A 21,289-nucleotide genomic window follows, 5' to 3' on the forward strand; every position below is an offset into this window, starting at 1 on the left:
GCGGGTAATACCCCTTTTGAAGGTTATGGAGAAAACATGCGCACCATTGGGCGATTTATTAGCGGCTTTTTTAAGTGGACCTGGCGTCTGCTTAACTTTATTCGGGAGTTTATTCTCAACCTGTTCCTGATTCTGCTGATCCTGGTCGGGGTCGGTATCTGGATGCAGGTGAAAAGTACGCCAGCGGAGCCTGCGCGCGGTGCGCTGCTGTTGGACATCACCGGCGTGGTGGTCGACAAGCCGTCGGTCAGCAATAAGCTGGGGGTGATTGGTCGTCAGCTGGTTGGCGCCAGCTCTGACCGCCTGCAGGAAAACTCGCTGTTTGATATCGTCGACGCAATTCGTCAGGCGAAAGAGGACCGCAACATCACCGGCATCGTGCTGGATCTGAAAGATTTCGCTGGCGGCGATCAGCCTTCCATGCAGTACATCGGTAAGGCGCTGCGCGAGTTCCGCGACGGCGGCAAGCCGGTTTATGCGATAGGCGACAGCTACAACCAGAGCCAGTACTACCTGGCAAGCTTTGCCAATAAGATCTGGCTCTCACCGCAGGGAATGGTCGACCTGCACGGTTTCGCGACCAACGCGCTGTATTACAAGACCCTGCTCGATAAGCTGAAAGTGTCTACCCACGTTTTCCGCGTCGGCACCTACAAGTCGGCGGTTGAGCCCTATATCCGCGACGATATGTCCCCAGCCGCGCGCGATGCGGACAGCCGCTGGATTGGCGAGCTGTGGCAGAACTACCTGAATACCATCGCGGCAAACCGCCAGATCACCGCTCAGCAGGCGTTCCCGGGCGCTCAGACGCTGCTGGACAACCTGCAAAAACTGGGTGGCGACACCGCGAAATACGCCCTCGACAACAAGCTGGTTGACGAGCTGGCGAGCAGCGCGGCCGTGGATAAGGCGCTGGTGAAACAGTTCGGCTGGAGCAAGGCGAACAAAGATTTCAGCTACACCAGCATCTACGACTACAACGTGAAAAAACCGTCTGAACAAGGCGATGCGATTGCGGTTATCTTCGCCAACGGCGCCATTATGGACGGCGAAGAAACCCCAGGACAGGTTGGCGGCGATACTACGGCCATGCAGATCCGCGAAGCGCGTCTGGATCCGAAAGTGAAAGCCATCGTCTTCCGCGTCAACAGCCCTGGCGGCAGCGTAACGGCTTCCGAAACGATCCGCGAAGAGCTGGTCGCGGCGCGTGATGCCGGTAAACCGGTCGTAGTGTCGATGGGCGGCATGGCGGCCTCTGGCGGCTACTGGATCTCCACGCCGGCTAACTACATCATCGCCAACCCAAGCACCCTGACCGGCTCGATTGGTATTTTCGGCGTCATTAACACCGTAGAAAACACCCTCGATGCGATTGGCGTTCACACCGATGGCGTTTCAACTTCACCGCTGGCTGACGTCGCCGTGACCAAGAAGCTGCCGCCGGAAGTGCAGCAGATGATGCAGCTCAGCATCGATAACGGCTACAAGCGCTTTATCGGCCTGGTGGCGGCTTCCCGTAAGAAAACGCCGGAGCAAATCGACCAGATTGCCCAGGGCCACGTCTGGACCGGGGAAGATGCTAAGGCCAACGGCCTGGTGGACAGCCTGGGCGACTTTGACGATGCCGTGGCAAAAGCCGCCGAGCTGGCGAAGCTGAAGAGCTGGCACCTCGCGTTCTGGCAGGATGACGCCTCCTTCACCGACATGGTGTTTAATGCCATGACCGGCTCGGTGCGTGCCGCGCTGCCGCAGGCTATTCAGGCTTATCTGCCAGCCCCGCTGGCCGATGCCGCGCTGGCGGTTAAAGCCCAGAACGATAAGTTCGGCACGATGAACGATCCGCAGAACCGTTACGCCTTCTGCCTCACCTGCGGCGACGTGCGTTAATTTACTCTGATGAAGCAAAGCCCGGTTAAACCGGGCTGAGGCTGCTGACAAAGTTCATTGACCTTAAAAGGCCCGAACTTCGGTCTAATAAAAACAATGAATTGTGTTCTCTGGTTTACCCCAAACACCCGAAAACCACGCTTTTCGGGTGTTTGTCATCAATCTGAGCCCGGTTAAACCGGGCTTTTTTTTTCCGCCATCCTCTCTATACTCTGCCGCAAATACAGCAAGCGTGAGCAAACCCATGCAAAAGAAATCCATCTACGTTGCCTATACCGGCGGTACCATCGGTATGCAGCGTTCCGAGCACGGCTATATTCCTGTTTCCGGACACCTGCAGCGCCAGCTGGCGATGATGCCCGAGTTCCATCGCCCGGAAATGCCGGACTTCACCATTCACGAATACGCCCCGCTGATGGACTCTTCGGACATGACTCCCGAAGACTGGCAGCACATCGCCGACGACATTAAAGCCCACTACGACGACTACGATGGCTTTGTGATCCTCCACGGCACGGACACCATGGCGTTTACCGCCTCGGCGCTCTCTTTCATGCTGGAGAACCTCAGCAAACCGGTTATCGTCACCGGCTCGCAGATCCCGCTGGCTGAGCTACGCTCTGACGGGCAAATTAACCTGCTGAACTCGCTGTACGTGGCGGCCAACTACCCCATCAACGAAGTGACGCTGTTCTTTAACAATCGTTTGTACCGTGGGAACCGCACCACCAAAGCACACGCCGACGGCTTTGATGCCTTCGCGTCCCCTAACCTTGCGCCGCTGCTGGAGGCCGGGATCCATATTCGCAAGCTGAATACGCCTCCCGCCCCGCACGGGGACGGCGAGCTGATTGTTCACCCGATCACGCCGCAGCCGATCGGCGTGGTGACGATCTATCCCGGGATTTCTGCCGACGTGGTAGGTAACTTCCTGCGCCAGCCGGTTAAAGCGCTGATCCTCCGCTCATACGGCGTAGGCAACGCCCCGCAGCACGGCGCTTTCATTAAAGAGTTGCAGGAAGCGAGCGCACGCGGCATCGTGGTGGTTAACCTCACGCAGTGTATGTCCGGCAAAGTAAACATGGGTGGCTATGCCACCGGCAACGCGCTGGCCCAGGCTGGCGTGATCGGCGGGTTCGATATGACGGTGGAAGCAACGCTCACCAAGCTCCACTACCTGCTGAGTCAGGGCCTGGACGCACGGGCTATCCGTGATGCGATGTCGCAAAACCTGCGTGGTGAACTCACTCCCGACGACTAAGGAACGACCCTAATGCAGCGTGCTTTACTGCTTATTGATTTGCAGAACGATTTTTGTGCCGGCGGCGCGCTTGCCGTCCCGGAAGGTGACAGCACGGTTGAGGTGGCCAATCCTCTGATCGCGCTATTTAAAGCACGCGGGGATAGCGTTGTGGCAGCCCAGGACTGGCACCCTGTCGGGCATGGAAGTTTCGCCAGCACCCAGGGTACGGAACCCTTCACCGAGGGAACGCTCGATGGCCTGCCGCAGACCTGGTGGCCCGAGCACTGCGTGCAGGGCAGCGAAGGGGCTAAGCTTCACCCGCTGCTGAACGCTGCCGGCATCGATAAGATCGTCCATAAAGGCCAGAAGCCGACCATTGACAGCTACAGCGCATTTTTTGATAACGGCCAACGGCAACAAACCGAGCTTGATGACTGGCTGCGCGAGCGGGGAATTAGCAGCCTGACGGTGCTTGGGCTGGCAACGGACTACTGCGTGAAATTTAGCGTGCTGGATGCCCTGCAGCTTGGCTATGACGTGACCGTTATCACCGACGGCTGTCGCGGGGTCAATCTGCAGCCTCAGGATAGCCTGGCGGCATTCCAGGAGATGGCCGCTGCCGGCGCAACGTTAATGACCCTTGCCGATTTCACCTGCCAATAATCGTAGGGGCGGCTCCCCGCCCCGCATTTTTGTTTCGATTCCGCTCACACTCTACGCTTTTTTTGCTCGCCCTTGCCTGGGAGCGCTCTCATAATAATATTCAATGAATTTATTCAGCACGTTAGCTGATTTCGCTTTCCGCCGTTTTGTCTCAATGCGCGGCCGGGAAGCTTTTATGTTGTGCCCGTCAAAGAGGAATCATTATGTCATTCACACGTAAAATGTTACCGCTGGTGGCAGCGGTCACGCTCGCCTGCAGCGGCATTGCGCAGGCTGAATCTTTGCTTTCCGTGGGTTACTTCAACGGCGGCGGCGACGTCACTGCCGGGCCCGGCGGGGATATCAATAAACTTGATGTTCGCCAGATTACCCACCTCAACTACTCCTTTGGCCTGATTTATAACGATGAGAAAGGCGAAACCAACGAAGCGCTGAAAGACTCATCAAAACTGCATCAGATCTATCTCTCCCCAAAAGTTATCTCCGACCTGAAAACCCTTCCGACGCTGCGTAAGCAGAACCCACAGCTGAAAATCCTGCTGTCCGTGGGCGGCTGGGGCGCTCGTGGCTTCTCTGGTGCAGCGGCTACGCCTGAAAACCGGGCAGTGTTTATCCGCTCGGTGCAGGAGGTGATGGACAAATATGGCCTGGACGGTATCGATCTCGACTGGGAGTTTCCGGTCAACGGCGCATGGGGGCTGGTGGACAAGCTGGACGCCGACCGGGACAACTTCACCGCCCTGCTGAAAGAGCTGCGTGAAGCCGTAGGCGATAAAAAGCTGGTCACCATCGCCGTCGGGGCCAATGCTGAAAGCCCGAAAAGCTGGGTTGATGTGAAAGCGATCGCGCCGGTGCTGGACTACATCAACCTGATGACCTATGACATGGCTTACGGCACGCAATACTTCAACTCGAATCTCTACGATTCGAAAAAGTGGCCGACCGTGGCCGAAGCCGACAAGTACAGCGCTGATTTCGTGGTGAATAACTATCTCGCCGCCGGGCTGAAGCCTCAGCAGATGAACCTCGGCATCGGCTTCTATGGCCGCGTACCTAAGCGCGCCGTCGAGCCGGGCATCGACTGGTCAAAACCTGACGCACAGAAAAATCCGGTGACGCAGCCGTACTTCGGCGAGCGCGAGCTGGAGTTATTTAAAACCGCGCTGGGCGTGGATCTGACTAAAGACACCTACGTCAAATATAACGACCTGGTGAAGAAAATGCTGAACGATCCGCAGAAGCGCTTCACCGAAGAGTGGGATGAAGACGCCAAGGTGCCGTACCTGACGCTGAAGTCTGCTGAAGGTAAACCGCTGTTCGCCATTTCTTACGAAAATCCGCGTTCGGTGAAGATCAAAGCCGAGTACATCAAGGAGAAAGGTCTGGGCGGCGCGATGTTCTGGGAGTACGGCGCGGATGATAACAACCAGCTGGCGAAGCAGCTCGCCGAGTCGCTGGGCATTGAGCATGCAAAATAGCGCTTAAGGCGTCAGGAACAAGGGAGACCGGCGAGTCTCCCTTTTTTTTATTGCAGCTTCATGGTCACAAACGGCGCGGGCTCGATGCCAAACTCCGCTTTCAGCTGCTGCTTGCTCTTCATCACCATCTGGCCACTGGTGTCGATGGTCATGTGCTGCGCATCGGTGTTGTGACGCGCCTGCCACAGCATCACCAGCTGCAGGCTGTTATCCTTCTGTTCCTGGGTCAGCGCAACGCCGTCGGGCCATTTACCCAGCTCAACGGCCGTCGCCAGACGCTGATAAATTTCAGGCGTCATCACGCTTAACATATCATCCAGATTGCTCATTTTATACTCCAGCGAGGAATAATTAGCTGAATCGATTCTTCAACCATCAACCTGCTCACCGTTTTGCCCGTCGGTGAAGCTCAAAGAAGCTGAGTTAACGCAATAACGTTCACCGGTAGGCTGAGGGCCGTCCGGGAAAACGTGTCCCAGGTGCGCATCGCAGCTGCCGCAGCGGATTTCGATACGCTCCATTCCGTGGGAGTTGTCGGTCAAATAGCGGATAGCGTCGGGCCCTACAGGCTCGTAGAAGCTTGGCCAGCCGCAGCCCGAATCATATTTGCTTTCCGAAAGAAACAGCGGCGCATCGCACACGAGGCAGTGATAAATCCCGTCGCGCTTGTTATGCAGCAGACGCCCGGAATACGGCGGTTCGGTGCCGTGCTTCTGGGTCACATAATATTGCATCTCACTGAGGTTTTTCTTATTTGAATCAGGGGGTAATTGATTAGACATAGGCGTACATCTCGGTCAGTTCAATTGGGACAGCTCACCGTGCTATTCTAACAAAAAATTAACAACGCCGTGCTGGTTTTTGTTCTAAACTTAGCCCTGAAATTCTGGCACGGCACAAAGCGTGACGTGAATCACATTATTGTTGGGACTGCTGTTTAAAATCCCCCGCATCGTCCCCATTTGGAGTAGAGCCCAAAAGGAAGCGTGAGGCGTTCAGTCGTACAAACCCTGTTCACAGGATTGATTTGTCGCAATGATTGACACGATTCCGCTTGACGCTGCGTAAGGTTTTTGTAATTTTACAGCCAACCTTTTATTCACTAAAAAATAGCTGGTGGAATACTATGACTATCAAAGTAGGTATCAACGGTTTTGGTCGTATCGGCCGTATCGTTTTCCGTGCTGCTCAGGAACGTTCTGACATCGAAATCGTTGCAATCAACGACCTGTTAGACGCTGACTATATGGCTTACATGCTGAAGTACGACTCAACTCACGGTCGTTTCAACGGTACTGTAGAAGTTAAAGACGGTCACCTGGTTGTTAACGGTAAAACTATCCGTGTTACCGCAGAACGTGACCCGGCTAACCTGAAGTGGAACGAAGTGAACGTTGACGTTGTTGCTGAAGCAACCGGCCTGTTCCTGACTGACGAAACCGCTCGTAAGCACATCACTGCTGGCGCGAAAAAAGTGGTTCTGACTGGTCCTTCCAAAGACAACACCCCAATGTTCGTTCGCGGTGCTAACTTTGAAAAATATGCTGGCCAGGACATCGTTTCCAACGCTTCCTGCACCACCAACTGCCTGGCACCACTGGCTAAAGTGATCAACGACAACTTCGGTATCGTTGAAGGTCTGATGACCACCGTTCACGCAACCACCGCAACTCAGAAAACCGTTGATGGCCCGTCTCACAAAGACTGGCGCGGCGGCCGCGGCGCAGCTCAGAACATCATCCCTTCTTCTACCGGCGCAGCTAAAGCTGTAGGCGTTGTACTGCCAGAGCTGAAAGGCAAACTGACCGGTATGGCGTTCCGCGTTCCTACCCCTAACGTGTCCGTTGTTGACCTGACCGTTCGTCTGGAAAAAGCGGCTTCTTATGAAGAAATTAAGAAAGCCATCAAAGCTGCTTCCGAAGGCGCAATGAAAGGCGTTCTGGGTTACACCGAAGATGACGTTGTGTCTACCGACTTCAACGGCGAAGTGCTGACTTCCGTGTTCGATGCTAAAGCTGGTATCGCACTGAACGACAACTTTGTGAAACTGGTTTCCTGGTACGACAACGAAACTGGCTACTCAAACAAAGTACTGGATCTGATCGCTCACATCTCCAAATAAGTTGAGATGAGTTTCTGATCCTAAAGAGCGACTTCGGTCGCTCTTTTTTTTGCCTGACAGACCCAGGACTGAGGAAATAAGAGATGATTAATAAAATTTTTGCACTTCCGGTCGTCGAACAAATTACCCCTTCCCTCTCCCGCCGCGTGAACGATGAGCTGGACGTCATCGTGGTGGATCATCCGCAGGTGCGGGCCTCTTTCGCGCTGCAGGGTGCTCACCTGCTCTCCTGGCAACCCGCCGGTGAAGATGAAGTGCTGTGGCTGAGCGCCATCACGCCTTTCCACAAAGGGAAAGCGCTGCGTGGCGGCGTGCCCATTTGCTGGCCGTGGTTTGGCCCTGCTGAGCAGGCAGGCCTTCCGGCGCACGGCTTTGCCCGTAACCAGCCGTGGAAGCTGAGCGCACATAACGAAGATGCCAACGGCGTGGTGCTGACCTTTGAGCTGCATAACAACGAAGAGACGTTAAAGCTGTGGCCGCATGAGTTCACGCTGTACGCCCGCTTCAAGCTGGGAAAAACCTGCGAAATTGAGCTGGAAGCTCACGGCGAATTTGAAACCACCTCTGCGCTGCACACCTACTTCAACGTCGGCGATATCGCGGAAGTGAAAGTCAGCGGCCTGGGCAATCCATATATTGATAAGGTGCTGAACGAAACAGCCGGTCAGCTAACCGACGGCGTGCAGACTTTCCCGGATCGTACCGATCGCCTTTACCTGGAGCCGGAAGAGTGCAGCGTCATCCACGACGCAAGCAGCCTGAAACGTAAGCTGAACGTGGTTCATCACCACCATTTCAACGTGGTAGGCTGGAACCCGGGCCCTGCCCTGTCCGTCTCGATGGGCGATATGCCGGACGACGGATACAAAACCTTCGTTTGCGTGGAAACCGCCTGCGCGTCTAAAAAGCAGAAAGCCAGCGCGGAGAAACCCACCCGCCTGAGCCAGACCATCACCGTGGCGAAGAAAGGATAAGCAGGTTTCACCGGCTTAGGGCAAAGGTCATGAACCTCTGCCCCACGAAAAGGCAAAAGGGGCGCATGCGCCCCTTTTTAGTGCGTGCGTTGCACCAATCAGAAGCTGTAGTTCACGCCCGTCAGCAGCACACCGGTCCAGTTGCTGTCGACCATCGGGCTGTCGGTCACTTCTTTTGACAGACGCATGTAGCGGCCCATTCCGAACACGTTCCAGTCTGCGTTTAACTTGTAGTTAACGGACAGCTCAACGTATGGCGACCAGCTGTTGCCCGCGTCGTATTCGTTCAGGCCGCTGCGGTTCGCTTCCTTGCCGCTCACGCCGTAGTAGTAGTCGTTCTGCTTCTTGCTGTCCCATACAACCCCTACACCCGGCGTCAGCGTCAGGCTATCGACATTGTAACGATAGAGCCACGCGGTATCCCAGGTGATGCCGTTGCTGTTGTCGAGGATATCCCCGGCAAGCACGGTACGCAGGAAACCATAATCCGTGTTATGCACCCATGAGAGGCCCGCCATCACGGTAGAATGGCGGTAATCCAGCGCGCGCATACTGTCGTAGTTGCTGTCTTTCGGCCTGAAATGCAGCGGTGAATAGTAGGCAGTTACGGAGAACTTGTCGGCTTCGTCATTCCAGAGATAGTACCCGGCGTTAAAGCCACGGAAATAGAAATTGTCACCTTCATAGCCAAGCAGAGGAGCCGGATAAACGCGGTTCTGGTCGCCTTTATAAGGGTTTGGCGAGACCAGCGCACCTGCCCCAACGGACCAGGGGCCTTCAGCGTGTACAGCGGTAACGGAGGAGGCAAGCAGTACGCCTAATGCGAGAAGTTTGAATTTGGTCACAATCCTTTCAGTCCTTTAATCAAATAATCAGCGCTGGAAGTGTAACCGCCCTTGGCGTCCAGCCCAAGTAATTTACTCAATCACAACCTTCAGCCAACACATTAGCCTGCCGCAGCCGGATGACGATGGTTTTTCATCTTTATGTCAGCACGGTGAAAGCGGACTCTGCCGCTTATCTCAAAAGCGGATTTTTTAGGATGAGTTATTGATATGTCATTGAAATTGAGCCTGGCCCGTATGCAAGTTTTGCAAATGCCATCTACGCTTTATTTTAGGAAGGTGAACCGCTGTGCGGCAACAGTGGCGCCGGGTGTCAACCTGGCACAAGGGTTGCTGTTTCTTTAGCAGACGTCTTCCGGGGAGCCTCTATTACACATACCAACGGCTCTTTAACCTGTGCTAAAAAACGAAAGGACGGCATGCCATGAATATATTCGATCACTATCGCCAGCGCTATGAAGCTGCCAAGGACGAAGAGTTCACACTGCAGGAATTTCTTGCTATCTGTAAACAAGATCGCAGTGCCTATGCGAATGCGGCAGAACGTCTGTTAACCGCCATTGGTGAGCCCGTGATGGTGGACACTGCCACAGAGCCACGGCTGTCCCGTCTCTTTTCAAACCGCGTGGTCGCACGCTACCCGGCGTTTGAAGAGTTTTATGGCATGGAAGAGGCTATCGAGCAGATCGTCGCTTACCTCAAGCACGCTGCTCAGGGGCTGGAAGAGAAGAAACAAATCCTTTATCTGCTGGGCCCGGTAGGGGGCGGTAAATCGTCGCTGGCCGAGCGCCTGAAAGCGTTAATGCAGCGCGTGCCTATTTATGTCCTGAGCGCCAATGGCGAACGCAGCCCGGTTAACGATCACCCGCTGTGCCTGTTTAACCCCCAGGAAGACGCCAATATTCTGGAAAAAGAGTATGGCATCCCAAACCGCTACCTCGGCACCATCATGTCGCCGTGGGTGGCAAAACGGCTGAACGAGTTTGGCGGCGACATCACGAAATTCCGCGTGGTGAAAGTCTGGCCGTCCATTCTGGCGCAAATCGCCATCGCGAAGACTGAGCCGGGCGATGAAAACAACCAGGATATCTCTGCGCTGGTGGGTAAAGTGGACATCCGCAAACTGGAACATCACGCGCAAAACGACCCGGATGCTTACGGCTACTCCGGTGCGCTATGCCGCGCGAACCAGGGCATCATGGAATTCGTCGAGATGTTTAAAGCGCCCATTAAGGTGCTGCATCCGCTGCTGACCGCCACTCAGGAAGGAAACTACAACGGCACAGAGGGTATCTCTGCCCTGCCGTTTAACGGCATTATCCTTGCGCACTCGAACGAATCCGAGTGGGTCACCTTCCGCAATAACAAAAACAACGAGGCCTTCCTTGACCGCGTGTACATCGTCAAGGTGCCCTACTGCCTTCGCATCTCCGAAGAGATCAAAATCTACGAGAAGCTGCTCAACCACAGCGAGCTGTCCCATGCGCCCTGCGCCCCGGGCACCCTCGAAACGCTTTCTCGCTTCTCTATCCTGTCGCGCCTGAAAGAGCCGGAAAACTCCAGCATCTACTCTAAAATGCGCGTCTATGACGGCGAGAGCCTGAAAGACACCGACCCGAAAGCCAAGTCTTACCAGGAGTACCGGGACTATGCGGGGGTGGATGAAGGCATGAACGGCCTTTCCACGCGCTTCGCCTTTAAAATCCTCTCCCGCGTGTTCAACTTTGACCACGTAGAAGTGGCGGCGAACCCGGTGCATCTGTTCTACGTTCTGGAGCAGCAAATTGAGCGTGAGCAGTTCCCACAGGACCAGGCAGAGAAATATCTCGAGTACCTGAAAGGCTACCTGATTCCAAAATACGCGGAGTTTATCGGCAAAGAGATCCAGACGGCCTACCTCGAATCTTATTCAGAGTACGGGCAGAACATCTTTGACCGCTATGTCACCTACGCTGACTTCTGGATTCAGGATCAGGAGTACCGCGACCCGGATACCGGCCAGCTGTTTGACCGTGAATCCCTGAACGCAGAGCTGGAGAAAATTGAAAAACCGGCCGGCATCAGCAACCCGAAAGATTTCCGCAATGAAATCGTCAACTTCGTGCTGCGCGCCCGCGCCAATAATAACGGTCGTAACCCAAACTGGACCAGCTACGAGAAGCTGCGCACGGTTATCGAGAAGAAAATGTTCTCGAACACCGAAGAGCTGCTGCCCGTTATCTCGTTCAACGCCAAAACCTCCACCGACGAGCAGAAGAAACACGATGATTTTGTCGATCGGATGATGGAGAAAGGCTACACCCGCAAGCAGGTGCGCCTGCTTTGTGAATGGTATCTGCGGGTACGTAAGTCTTCTTAAGGGAGTTTCCTGCGGGTCATGCCGGGTGGCGTGACCCGTTTGCGCACCTGGCATAAGCAGTTGGGGGAACTATGGCCTACTTCATAGACAGGCGGCTTAACGGCAAAAACAAGAGCGCGGTGAACCGTCAGCGCTTCTTGCGTCGTTATAAGGCGCAGATTAAACAGTCGATTTCCGGGGCCATTAATAAGCGTTCGGTCACCGACGTGGACAGCGGCGAATCCGTCTCCATCCCAAATGAGGATATCAACGAACCGATGTTTCATCAGGGTCGCGGTGGCCTGCGCCACCGTGTACACCCGGGCAATGACCACTTCGTGCAAAACGACCGCATCGAACGCCCTCAGGGCGGCGGCGGCGGTGGAAGCGGCCAGGGGCAGGCAAGCCAGGACGGCGAAGGCCAGGATGAGTTCGTGTTCCAGATCTCCAAAGATGAATACCTCGATTTACTGTTCGAGGATCTGGCGCTGCCGAACCTGAAGCGCAACCAGCACCGGCAGATCACCGAGTTTAAATCCCATCGCGCCGGTTTCACCTCAAACGGCGTGCCGGCCAATATCAGCGTTGTGCGCTCGCTGCAAAACTCACTGGCGCGCAGAACGGCAATGAGCGCCGGTAAACGACGCCTGCTGCACGAGCTTGAAGAGAACCTTGAGGCCGTGAGCCACAGCGAACCTGCCCAGCTGCTGGAAGAGGAGCGTCTGCGTAAGGAGATCGCCGAGCTGCGGGAAAAAATCGCCCGCGTGCCGTTTATCGACACCTTCGATCTCCGCTACAAGAACTACGAAAAACGCCCGGAACCCTCCAGCCAGGCGGTGATGTTCTGCCTGATGGACGTCTCCGGCTCAATGGACCAGGCCACCAAAGATATGGCGAAACGCTTTTATATCCTGCTCTATCTGTTCCTGAGCCGGACCTATAAAAACGTCGAGGTGGTCTATATCCGCCATCACACGCAGGCCAAAGAGGTGGACGAACATGAGTTCTTCTATTCTCAGGAAACGGGCGGCACCATTGTGTCGAGCGCCCTGAAATTAATGGATGAGGTGGTGCAGGAGCGCTATGACCCGGCGCAGTGGAATATTTACGCCGCGCAGGCTTCGGACGGCGACAACTGGGCAGACGACTCGCCGCTCTGTCATGACATTCTGGCGAAAAAACTGCTGCCGGTGGTGCGCTACTACAGCTACATCGAAATCACCCGCCGGGCGCATCAAACCCTGTGGCGTGAATATGAGAATTTGCAGGCCACCTTCGATAATTTCGCGATACAGCATATCCGGGATCAGGATGATATCTATCCGGTATTCCGGGAACTGTTTCAAAAGCAGACCAGCGACGCGCATTAATCGCTGAAAACGAAAAAGCCGGTGATTTTTACCGGCTTTTTAATTTGTGCTTAAGGGTGGAGCTCAACGTCGTATCCCCACTGTTTCCAGTGGTCAAACTGCTGCTGCTGTTCAGCGGTCAGCGCTTTTCCCGTCCACAAAAAAATGTGCTGACCCGGAAAGAGCTCCGGGCGGAAAGTCTGAACCGGATCGGCAAGCACGTTAACCTGCATGCCCCGGCGTGATAAGCGCCAGGCTTCCAGCCACAGCGGCGTTCGGTCGTCAGTTTGCCAGCCAACCAGCAGCACTTCTTGCCCGCTTTGGCTCTGCCCATCCGTCAGGCACAGTGCGCAGTGGCGAATCAGCACGCCATCCAGCAGGCTACACATCAAAGAGGCCGTCGCTTCATCCTGCCGAAGCTTGTTTCTCACGGGCAACAACAGGTTATCGATCAGCAGGTCAACGCTATGCTCCCGGCTGAGGGCAACAATTTTGTCCCGCAGTTTTGACGGGGTCACTCTTCTGAGCAGCAGCATCATTTCATCCTGCAGCGTCAGCCAGAGCTGCTCTTCCGGCACGTGGCTCCGCTCCAGCAGGGCTTTCACTTTCCCTACGGAAACGCCCTTGCCCATCCAGTACTTTATCTCTTCAATCCGCTGAATATCCGTATCATCAAACTGCCGGTGGCCCCCTTCGCTACGCTGGGGCTTTAACAAACCGTATCGGCGCTGCCATGCGCGCAGAGTGACCGGGTTGATGCCGCATCGCTCTGCAACATCGCCGATAGTGTAATAGGCCATAGTGTCCCTCCCGTACACAGTTCTCACTCTTCCATTACAACACTAGCCAATCTGTTCAATGTGTACAATTTTTTCCCATGTTGTACAAGTAAAACTTTGCTCCCAGCCTCACAACTCTGTTCTACGCTCCGGCCAGGCAATGGTAAATCTCCCATCGGGGCTGGGCGCGGCGAACAGCGGGCCCTGGAAGTATGGGATCCCCGCCGCTTCCAGCCACATCCACTCTTCGGGCTGCTCAATGCCGGTCGCAGAGACGGCAATTTCGAGCGAGGCACAGCACTTGATGATCGCGAGGATAATGGCCTGCCGTGGCCCGCTTTTATGAATGTCCCGGATGAGTTCCCGGTTAATCTTGATCCGCTCAGGCTGAAACTGTGCAAGCAGCTGCAGCCCGGCAAAACCGGCACCAAAGTTATCTATCGCAAGCTTAATACCGGCCGCTTTAAGGTGCTTTAGCGCCGCGGTGAAGGCTTCCATTTTCGGAATGATTTCGCTTTCGCTAAATTCAATCACCACCTGCTCAGGAACGAGCTTGTGTGATTCGATATCCGTCAGCAACTGCTCTACCGCGCCGGGTCTCATGACCAGCGTCATTGGCAGGAGGTTGACACAGAGTGTTTGCCGACCAATGCTGGCAGCCTGCGCAGCGGCAAAAGCCGCTCTGGCGTTAAGCAGATCGAGCTGGTAAAGATCGCCCTCCAGCCCGTTGGCTGGCGGCGTCGGTAAAAGAGCATCCGTTGTTACCGCCTCAATCGCTACGACAGAGCGCGCCATTGGATCAACCGCGGGCAAAAAGGCAATCTTCTCCCGACAAGCAGGTTCGTCGGATGCCTGGTGCGCTGGCACATCGACGATAAATTCCCATGAACCCCGCGGGGGGATCTCGAAATAGTTCTCTTTTTCCGTCGACTCAATGAAGGTGCGAAAAAAACTCAAGGCGCGGTCATCATAAGCCAGCTGGTAGCGGCTGGTCCCTTTCTCCAGCACCACCTGCAGGACATCGTTTTTATCGTGCTCTCTTAAATCAAAAAGCTCCATTCCTACACGCCCGAAGCGGCGAGCTGGGGCGTAATCACACAGCAGCTCGACGAGATTGTAATGGCGTTCATCTTCACAGATAGCGCGATAAATCTTCTGCACGCTCTGTTCCGGACCTTCCAGCAGCTGAAAGAAATGCGTGCCGTTGAAAAGCAGTATTCCGGTCACATCCGCGTCAATATTTTTAGCGTTAGCTGCAGAAACCATCCCCTGCAAAACCTCAAAGGGAGTGCGGGTATGAATATGGCTGCGATAGATGACAGTCGTGAGCATGGTCGTTCCCTGCAGAAGATTAAGGCCACAATTTAACAGATCCTCGCCCTGGCGTCGCCACAAACTCAACAAAACCTAAACAACTGAACAACATGCGGCATCTTCTTATTCGCGGCAGCCCGATCTGGATGTACAACTTAATGCATCAATAAGTTAAAAACTTAACATTGTATCTTATTGATAATAAAAGATTAGCATTTTTAGTCAAAAAATAGCAAGCGAAGTAATACACCTTTATGTACAGTTTTATAGCAACTGCATAACTTAGTTAACATCTTGCAAAGTGTGAACTTATGGGAGCGACTTATGCGACAGAACACTTTAACGTCCGGCCAGAACACCGCAGCACATGATATCGCACGTTATTTCAGTAGCTCGACGCCGCCCTCTCAGCAGGAAACCATGGGGCAGATCGTGCTGGAGATCCTAAGCGATGGCCGCAATCTGAACAGGAAAGCAATTTGTACAAAGCTGTTGTCACGGCTGGATAAGGTTTCCGAGCCTGAGGAAGAAAAGCATTATCACGCGCTGCTCGGCATGCTTTTCGCTCGTTAACTTTATAACCAAACCGGAGTTAAATCCTGGTAACGACCGGCTCCCGGTCAGGACAGGTCGTTACGGCACTGCAAGTACTGAATCATTCTTCATTCTCAGGCTCCGGGTAATGACTTCATGCCAGCGCTTCAAATTACGCTGGCGAGGCAATCAGGGGTAAAGACATGAAGAGAAGCGATGATGAACAACTGACGGATGAGCTTATAGGTGAGGCTGCGCTATCGCTGCTTAAGAGCCATAGCGCCATTAATACACGAGCCTTGCTGGCTAAATTAGAGACGATGTACCTGGCCGAGCAGAACTCGCAGCGGCGAAATTGCTGGAAAGGATCATCGGTGAAATCGAGGGCAATATTGCTTTGTCCACGACGGAAAAGACAGAAAAACAGATGCGTTCAAAAGCGGTAGAGACAAACCAGCGTAACGCCAAGAACGTCCACTAGCGGCCCATGGCCAACAACTGATAAACGGTGAGTGACTATGACACAGCTAATTTCAACGCCTTCTGAAGTGCATACTGGTCTTGCGAATAAAGCATTATCAGACTACATCAGAAGCGCGGGAGACCGCCATGCAGAAGAGAATGCCGCCATTTCTCAGGCGATAACCAGCATTCTGTCCGCCAATAAGTCTGTTTCGAATAAAGCCATCATCATCTGGCTGGTCGAAGCGCTGGAAACGACTGACGATGTTGTGATGTGCGACGTCTACCGCAATGCGCTGGAAATTGTTGTCGGTCACACGGTGGACGACATCTGAGTCACGCTTTGCGACGCCGGTGCTCACCGCCGGCGGTCCACATGATAACCTGAACACCTGACATAAGGCCGGCAAAACCGGCCTTTTGTCCTCTTTGCTTAAAGCGATTTTTTCACAAAGGAACGGCTTACAATCGCTCAGCCCCTGATCTCAGTTCAGGCGGCAGATAGAACGGCTCCACAAACGGCACTCCCGGTGAGATGCGTCCAGATATCCCTCCCAATACTTTTCCTCTTAGAGGATCTTCCGCGATCGCTAAGCCGCGTGACGTCCCCTACTAATTTCTGAGTTGAGATCGGAAAGTATCACTGTATATATTTACAGATAATGAAAACAAGGATCCCGAATGATGAAAAGAGAACGCCACCAGCTTTCCGTTGCCGTATTTGTTGTGCTGCGCCGCGCAGACGACATTTGTCTTATTCGCCGGGCGCATACCGGTTGGATGGACGGTTTTTATAGCCTGCCCGCAGGCGGTCTTGAACACGGCGAAACGTTGCTTCAGGCCGCGGCCAGAGAGGCAGGTGAAGAAACGGGTGTGGCAATAAGTCCAGCGCAGCTCAGGTCCGCCCACTCAATGCACGTTAAAACCGAGGATCGCTCCTGGCTAGGCCACTTTTTTCTCTGCTCCGACTGGCAAGGAGAGCCCTATGTCGCCGAACCGGACAAGCATTCTGAGCTACGTTGGGTGAATATCAGGCAGCTACCGGAAAACACCGTCCCCTATGTTAAGCAAGCCATAGAGGCTATCATCGCCGGTGAGATTTATTCCGAGTATGGCTGGTGAGCCTATCCCTGTGAATGCTGCCATAAACTCTGCGCTACAGGCAGCCAGTCAGGCAACGTTGCCCTATACCAGCTGAGGTATTTGGGTAATATTTGCGGGTGGCGGCGGTGCAAGATGCTGAGGACTTCCGTAATCAGCCAGGTTTTAGCCAGAACAACGTGACGTATAAGAGCGGATACCGACCACTGAGGCGCGGCCAGGCGATAGCACTCCACCCAATGGTGGATGCTGGCGGGGTCGCCCATTCCTTTAATCAAAGGAGCCAGGTCTATCGCCGGGCTGCCGTAGCCAAAACGCTCCCAGTCAAACAAGACAAGCTGCCCTTCCTTACGTCTTCCCCAGTTTCCCGCATTTGTATCACCCGACACACATTGCTGCGGCTCAAACAGTTCATCGCTGTGCGCCTGCAAGTTCAGTAATACTGCCTCATGATTTGCGGGCAACTGAAGCAGGCTAAGTGCAAGGTCGGTTTGCTCTTCACCCCACGAATGTTGCCTCAATGCGCCTGATAGTGCCGGAGGGCTGTGATGAATTATCGCCAGCTTTTCACATAGCTCGGGCATTGCATGCAGTGCCTCCAGCGTTAACTGCTGAGGAATGAACTCAATGACAAGCCGTCTTTCCTTTCGATTAAGGGAATAAACGTCTGGGATACCCAAACCTCTTGCCCTCAATGCCGGGGCATGATGCTGATAAAAATCTAGCTCAACCTCACAGGCATTTTGCTTTTCAATGGCGGGGTTCCCCTGAAAGCAACATTTACGCACGGTAGCGCTTCCCATTTGCGTCAGTACGTTATTCGTCATCTTCACCCCTAAATTTTGCATGTCAGATAACTATTATCGCGTTACGATAAAAATTCAAAACAGGCCCTTAAAAAGGCAATAAGAGGCAGCGAAATGGCAACACGGGTAAAAGGTGAAGACGTTCATCAGCAGCTGATCGATCTGCTGGAGCAGCAGCAGGCTCGCTATCGCGTGGTAAGCCACGTGGCGGCGGGGAAATGTGAAGAGGTCTCTGCAATTCGCGGCACCGAACTTGGCCAGGGGGCAAAGGCGCTGGTCTGCAAGGTCAAAGGCAATGGCGTAAAGCTTCACGTACTGGCGATTCTGGCGGCGGATAAACAGGCCGATCTGAGCCTGCTGGCACAGCACCTGGGCGGCCTGAAAGCCTCTCTGGCAAGCCCGGCCGAAGTCGATGCGTTAACGCGATGCGTGTTCGGCGCTATACCGCCGTTCAGTTTTCATCACGAACTGAGGCTGGTGGCCGACCCGTGTCTGTTTGAACGTTTCCCGGAGATCGCGTTCAACGCGGGATTGCTGGAAAAGTCGGTGGTGATGGATACGCAGGATTATTTACGCATTGCGCGCCCGGCGCTGATTAATTTCCACCGCCAGGCATAGCTGGCTGCAGCGCCCAGGATAAAGGATGAGCAACGCCAGCACCGAAGCTATTGCAAGGAATTATCATGATTTTTGACCCTACGCTATTGATCCTTCTGGCCCTCGCTGGATTAGGTTTTGTCAGTCACAATACCACCGTCGCCGTTTCAATCCTGGTGCTGATTATTGTGCGCGTCACCCCACTGAATACCTTCTTTCCGTGGATTGAAAAACAGGGGCTAACGGTCGGGATCATTATTCTGACCATCGGCGTCATGGCTCCGATAGCCAGCGGCACTCTGCCCGCCAGCAGCCTTATCCATTCGTTCACCCACTGGAAATCGCTGGTGGCAATCGTGGTTGGGATCGCCGTCTCCTGGCTGGGCGGGCGCGGCGTTACGCTAATGGGAAGCCAGCCGGGCCTGGTCGGCGGCCTGCTTGTCGGCACGGTCATTGGCGTCGCGCTGTTCCGTGGCGTGCCCGTTGGGCCGCTGATCGCGGCCGGTCTGGTTTCCCTTATTGTGGGTAAGCAGTAGAGCCCTGCCGCTGCCAGCGGTGAATACGCCAGGCCAGCGCGCTGCAAAGCAGGTAATACACAAGGCCGGTAAAGATAAAAATGGCCGCTGGGTAAATTTGTACCCGGCTGTTGACCTGCCCGGCAACGGTCGTCAGCTCCGGCACGTTGACGATAAACGCCAGCGAAGTGTCTTTGATAAGCGCAATAAACAGCCCGGCAAACGACGGTAAAGCATTCCGCAATGCCTGAGGCAGCAGCACGAATCTGAGCGTTTGCCAGGGCGAAAAGCCGCCGGCAACCGCGGCCTCGGTTTGGCCCTTTGCCAGCGAATGAAGTGCCGCAAGCGTGGTGTACATCACCGCCGCAGAGGTAAACCAGGCCAGCGCCAGCGTCACGGTTAACGGCCCAGGCAGGTCACGTCCGGTAATGGCAGGCAGCAGGAAATAGAGCCAGAAGATAACAAAAATCAGCGGGATGCCGCGTATCAGGTCGGCCCAGATAAAAAGCACCCGGCGCACAATGCCGCCGTAGCGCCAGGCCACGCACGCAAGGCCTAACCCAAGTAGAAGCGCCAGGACACCGGCGCCAACGGCCATCATCAGGGTTAACAGCACGCCTCCCGGCTCCCCCTGGGCCATTCTCCCCCACAGCAAATAATCCAGGTTGTCGGTAATCACCGAAATGTTAGCTATCATGCTGCGCCTCCGGCCTTATCGCCGCAGATTTTCGCTGCCCACGTCGCCCCGGCGCGAAGAGGGTAAATAGCCCGCTCATCGCCAGGCCAAACAGCAGGTAAAGCACCGTCCCTGCGGCGAAGGCTGCCAGCGCATGGGCGTTATAACTTTCAATGCGGCGAACCTGGCTGGTGAGTTCGGCGAAGCCAATCCCGGTTGCCAGCGAGGAAAGCTTCATCAGATTGAGGTATTGCCCGACCACCGGTTGCCACGCGTTAACCAGCCCCTGCGGCAGCAGCACGGTACGGAAAAGCTGCCAGTTCGAGAACCCCTGAGACAGCGCGGCCTCGGTTTGCCCCTTCGGCACCGCCTGCAGCCCGCTGCGGATCTCTTCCACCAGAAAAGCAGAAGTGAACAGACCAAGCCCCCAGGCCGCACAAATAAACTCCGGCGTAAGCCACCAGACGCCGCCCGGCAGTTGGGACCAGACGTGGTCGTCGTTAATAAACCCGCGCCAGCTTTGCGGCAGCGCGTTCCATGCCGCAAAATACCAGAACAGCAGCTGTACCAGCAGAGGCGTATTGCGGAAAACCGAAACCCAGCTTGCCGTGATATAACGCCCCGTACGGCCACCAGCAAGCCTTAACCCCAGCAGCAAAACGGCAAATAACGTAGCAATAATAATTCCGGCAAGCGTCACCCACGCGGTAGTTAGCAAACCGGAGATAAGCCACTCGCGCGGCGCACCGGTCAGCACGCCCGCCCAGTCAAAGTAGCTGTTCATGGCTCATCCCTGGCGTCGGCATGCAGCGGGTCGAGCACCTTTTGCAGAAATCGACGGGCGCGTGGATGATTCGGTGCGCGGAAAAACTGCTCCGGCGCAGCCTGCTCGAGAATGGTACCGCCGTCGATAAACACCACCCGGTCGGCAATCTCGCGCGCAAACTGCATCTCATGCGTCACCACAATCATGGTAATCCCGCTGTGCGCGAGATCTTTCATGACCTGCAGAACTTCACCGATCATTTCCGGATCGAGCGCCGAGGTCGGTTCGTCGAACAGGATAATTTGCGGCGACGATGCCAGCGCTCTGGCGATCGCGACGCGCTGCTGCTGCCCGCCGGAGAGCTGCGCCGGATAATGCCGAGCTTTTTCCGTCAGACCAACCCGGGCCAGAAGCGCGAGAGCCTGCTCGCTGGCATCCTGATGCTTCCAGCCATGAACGTGGGTCAGCGACAGAGTAATGTTTTGCTCGGCCGTCAGGTGGGCGTAAAGGTTGAACTGCTGAAAAACAAAGCCGATCCGGCTTCGCAGGCGGCGAAGCGCGCTGCCGCTCAGGCGTCGGGTTGGTTTACCGTCGATATAAATGTCGCCGTCGCTAAGGGTTTCGAGCTGGTTAATTAGCCGTATCAGGGTCGATTTTCCCGAACCTGACGGGCCGCAAATTGCCACCACTTCCCCAGGCGTAATCGTCAGGTCGATGTCGCGCAGAACGGGCGTGTCGCCATAGCTTTTGCTGGCTTTGCGGAACTCTACGCTGGCAGACTGCAGATGTAAAAAATCCGCAGCCGAAGCTGCGGACAAATGAGGCGGTCTTTTAAACATA

22 protein-coding genes are annotated in these 21,289 nt (G+C 54.9%); 13 read left to right on the plus strand and 9 right to left on the minus strand.

Translation table 11 applies throughout. The features are described 5' to 3' along the window. Positions 1-36 precede the first annotated feature (36 nt). From sppA to EL098_RS13165, 4 genes are all read left to right on the plus strand, one after another. Positions 37-1,887: a signal peptide peptidase SppA gene (sppA, locus tag EL098_RS13150; RefSeq protein ID WP_126356652.1), complete on the plus strand. Its 1,851-nt coding sequence runs from the start codon at positions 37-39 to the stop codon at positions 1,885-1,887. A 244-nt stretch (positions 1,888-2,131) separates the two neighbouring features. After that, a complete protein-coding gene (gene ansA / locus EL098_RS13155; protein ID WP_126356654.1) occupies positions 2,132-3,148 on the plus strand; it encodes an asparaginase in 1,017 nt (338 codons plus the stop codon). Between the two features lie 12 nt (positions 3,149-3,160). After that, the gene (gene pncA, locus EL098_RS13160) at positions 3,161-3,793 is read left to right on the plus strand and encodes a bifunctional nicotinamidase/pyrazinamidase (protein WP_126356656.1); all 633 of its coding nucleotides are present in this window, start codon (positions 3,161-3,163) and stop codon (positions 3,791-3,793) included. A gap of 203 nt (positions 3,794-3,996) precedes the next feature. Continuing rightward, positions 3,997-5,271 (plus strand): glycoside hydrolase family 18 protein, encoded by a 1,275-nt coding sequence (locus tag EL098_RS13165; RefSeq protein ID WP_126356657.1) that lies wholly within the window; start codon positions 3,997-3,999, stop codon positions 5,269-5,271. A 47-nt stretch (positions 5,272-5,318) separates the two neighbouring features. Here the strand turns inward: EL098_RS13165 and EL098_RS13170 are convergent, their stop codons facing one another. Both EL098_RS13170 and msrB read right to left on the minus strand, forming a co-directional pair. Next, on the minus strand, positions 5,319-5,600 hold the full coding sequence (locus EL098_RS13170; protein WP_126356659.1) for a YeaC family protein: 282 nt from the start codon (positions 5,598-5,600) through the stop codon (positions 5,319-5,321). A 39-nt stretch (positions 5,601-5,639) separates the two neighbouring features. Beyond that, a complete protein-coding gene (msrB, locus tag EL098_RS13175; RefSeq protein ID WP_126356661.1) occupies positions 5,640-6,053 on the minus strand; it encodes a peptide-methionine (R)-S-oxide reductase MsrB in 414 nt (137 codons plus the stop codon). 344 nt (positions 6,054-6,397) lie between these two features. Here msrB and gapA point away from each other — a divergent pair, with 344 nt between their 5' ends. Then, entirely contained in the window at positions 6,398-7,393 is a 996-nt protein-coding gene (gene gapA / locus EL098_RS13180; RefSeq protein ID WP_126356663.1) for a glyceraldehyde-3-phosphate dehydrogenase, read from the plus strand. Between the two features lie 83 nt (positions 7,394-7,476). Further along, positions 7,477-8,367 carry a D-hexose-6-phosphate mutarotase gene (locus EL098_RS13185; RefSeq protein ID WP_126356664.1) on the plus strand — a complete coding sequence of 297 codons (891 nt, stop codon included), beginning with the start codon at positions 7,477-7,479 and terminating at the stop codon, positions 8,365-8,367. A gap of 98 nt (positions 8,368-8,465) precedes the next feature. On the opposite strand, the gene EL098_RS13190 is transcribed toward EL098_RS13185, so the two are convergent. After that, positions 8,466-9,212 (minus strand): MipA/OmpV family protein, encoded by a 747-nt coding sequence (locus EL098_RS13190; RefSeq protein WP_126356666.1) that lies wholly within the window; start codon positions 9,210-9,212, stop codon positions 8,466-8,468. 424 nt (positions 9,213-9,636) lie between these two features. Between EL098_RS13190 and yeaG the strand changes: the two genes are divergently transcribed. Both yeaG and EL098_RS13200 read left to right on the plus strand, forming a co-directional pair. Continuing rightward, the gene (gene yeaG, locus EL098_RS13195; RefSeq protein WP_126356668.1) at positions 9,637-11,571 is read left to right on the plus strand and encodes a protein kinase YeaG; all 1,935 of its coding nucleotides are present in this window, start codon (positions 9,637-9,639) and stop codon (positions 11,569-11,571) included. A 71-nt stretch (positions 11,572-11,642) separates the two neighbouring features. Continuing rightward, on the plus strand, positions 11,643-12,920 hold the full coding sequence (locus EL098_RS13200; RefSeq protein WP_126356670.1) for a YeaH/YhbH family protein: 1,278 nt from the start codon (positions 11,643-11,645) through the stop codon (positions 12,918-12,920). Positions 12,921-12,970: 50 nt separating this feature from the next. Here EL098_RS13200 and EL098_RS13205 read toward each other — a convergent pair whose 3' ends face one another. Together EL098_RS13205 and EL098_RS13210 are read right to left on the minus strand one after the other, a co-directional pair. Continuing rightward, positions 12,971-13,699 (minus strand): MerR family transcriptional regulator, encoded by a 729-nt coding sequence (locus EL098_RS13205; RefSeq protein ID WP_126356672.1) that lies wholly within the window; start codon positions 13,697-13,699, stop codon positions 12,971-12,973. Positions 13,700-13,807: 108 nt separating this feature from the next. Further along, positions 13,808-15,010, minus strand: a complete 1,203-nt coding sequence (locus tag EL098_RS13210) for a diguanylate phosphodiesterase (RefSeq protein WP_126356673.1) — start codon at positions 15,008-15,010, stop codon at positions 13,808-13,810. Between the two features lie 306 nt (positions 15,011-15,316). On the opposite strand from EL098_RS13210, the gene ycgZ reads away from it, so the two are divergent. From ycgZ to EL098_RS13230, 3 genes are all read left to right on the plus strand, one after another. After that, positions 15,317-15,565 (plus strand): regulatory protein YcgZ, encoded by a 249-nt coding sequence (gene ycgZ / locus EL098_RS13215; protein WP_126356675.1) that lies wholly within the window; start codon positions 15,317-15,319, stop codon positions 15,563-15,565. Positions 15,566-16,044: 479 nt separating this feature from the next. Then, on the plus strand, positions 16,045-16,323 hold the full coding sequence (locus EL098_RS13225; RefSeq protein WP_126356677.1) for a biofilm development regulator YmgB/AriR family protein: 279 nt from the start codon (positions 16,045-16,047) through the stop codon (positions 16,321-16,323). A gap of 346 nt (positions 16,324-16,669) precedes the next feature. Further along, positions 16,670-17,110, plus strand: a complete 441-nt coding sequence (locus EL098_RS13230; RefSeq protein WP_232012215.1) for an NUDIX hydrolase — start codon at positions 16,670-16,672, stop codon at positions 17,108-17,110. Between the two features lie 2 nt (positions 17,111-17,112). On the opposite strand, the gene EL098_RS13235 is transcribed toward EL098_RS13230, so the two are convergent. After that, on the minus strand, positions 17,113-17,916 hold the full coding sequence (locus tag EL098_RS13235) for a phosphotransferase family protein (protein ID WP_164716853.1): 804 nt from the start codon (positions 17,914-17,916) through the stop codon (positions 17,113-17,115). 93 nt (positions 17,917-18,009) lie between these two features. Here EL098_RS13235 and EL098_RS13240 point away from each other — a divergent pair, with 93 nt between their 5' ends. Both EL098_RS13240 and EL098_RS13245 read left to right on the plus strand, forming a co-directional pair. Further along, positions 18,010-18,513 carry a YbaK/prolyl-tRNA synthetase associated domain-containing protein gene (locus EL098_RS13240; protein WP_126356681.1) on the plus strand — a complete coding sequence of 168 codons (504 nt, stop codon included), beginning with the start codon at positions 18,010-18,012 and terminating at the stop codon, positions 18,511-18,513. Positions 18,514-18,581: 68 nt separating this feature from the next. Further along, complete coding sequence (locus EL098_RS13245; RefSeq protein WP_126358445.1) at positions 18,582-19,028, plus strand: DUF441 domain-containing protein; 447 nt, start codon at positions 18,582-18,584, stop codon at positions 19,026-19,028. On the opposite strand, the gene EL098_RS13250 is transcribed toward EL098_RS13245, so the two are convergent. The 3 genes from EL098_RS13250 to EL098_RS13260 are packed head-to-tail and all read right to left on the minus strand — an operon-like array spanning position 19,009 to position 21,288. Continuing rightward, on the minus strand, positions 19,009-19,704 hold the full coding sequence (locus EL098_RS13250; protein WP_126356683.1) for an amino acid ABC transporter permease: 696 nt from the start codon (positions 19,702-19,704) through the stop codon (positions 19,009-19,011). The two genes, EL098_RS13245 and EL098_RS13250, sit on opposite strands and share 20 nt — an antisense overlap. Beyond that, positions 19,694-20,467, minus strand: a complete 774-nt coding sequence (locus tag EL098_RS13255; protein WP_126356684.1) for an amino acid ABC transporter permease — start codon at positions 20,465-20,467, stop codon at positions 19,694-19,696. The genes EL098_RS13250 and EL098_RS13255 overlap by 11 nt, the downstream gene beginning before the upstream one ends. Further along, positions 20,464-21,288, minus strand: a complete 825-nt coding sequence (locus EL098_RS13260; RefSeq protein ID WP_126356686.1) for an amino acid ABC transporter ATP-binding protein — start codon at positions 21,286-21,288, stop codon at positions 20,464-20,466. The genes EL098_RS13255 and EL098_RS13260 overlap by 4 nt, the downstream gene beginning before the upstream one ends. Position 21,289 lies beyond the last annotated feature (1 nt).

The sequence above is a fragment of the Cedecea lapagei genome, from assembly GCF_900635955.1.
Lineage (GTDB): Bacteria > Pseudomonadota > Gammaproteobacteria > Enterobacterales > Enterobacteriaceae > Cedecea > Cedecea lapagei.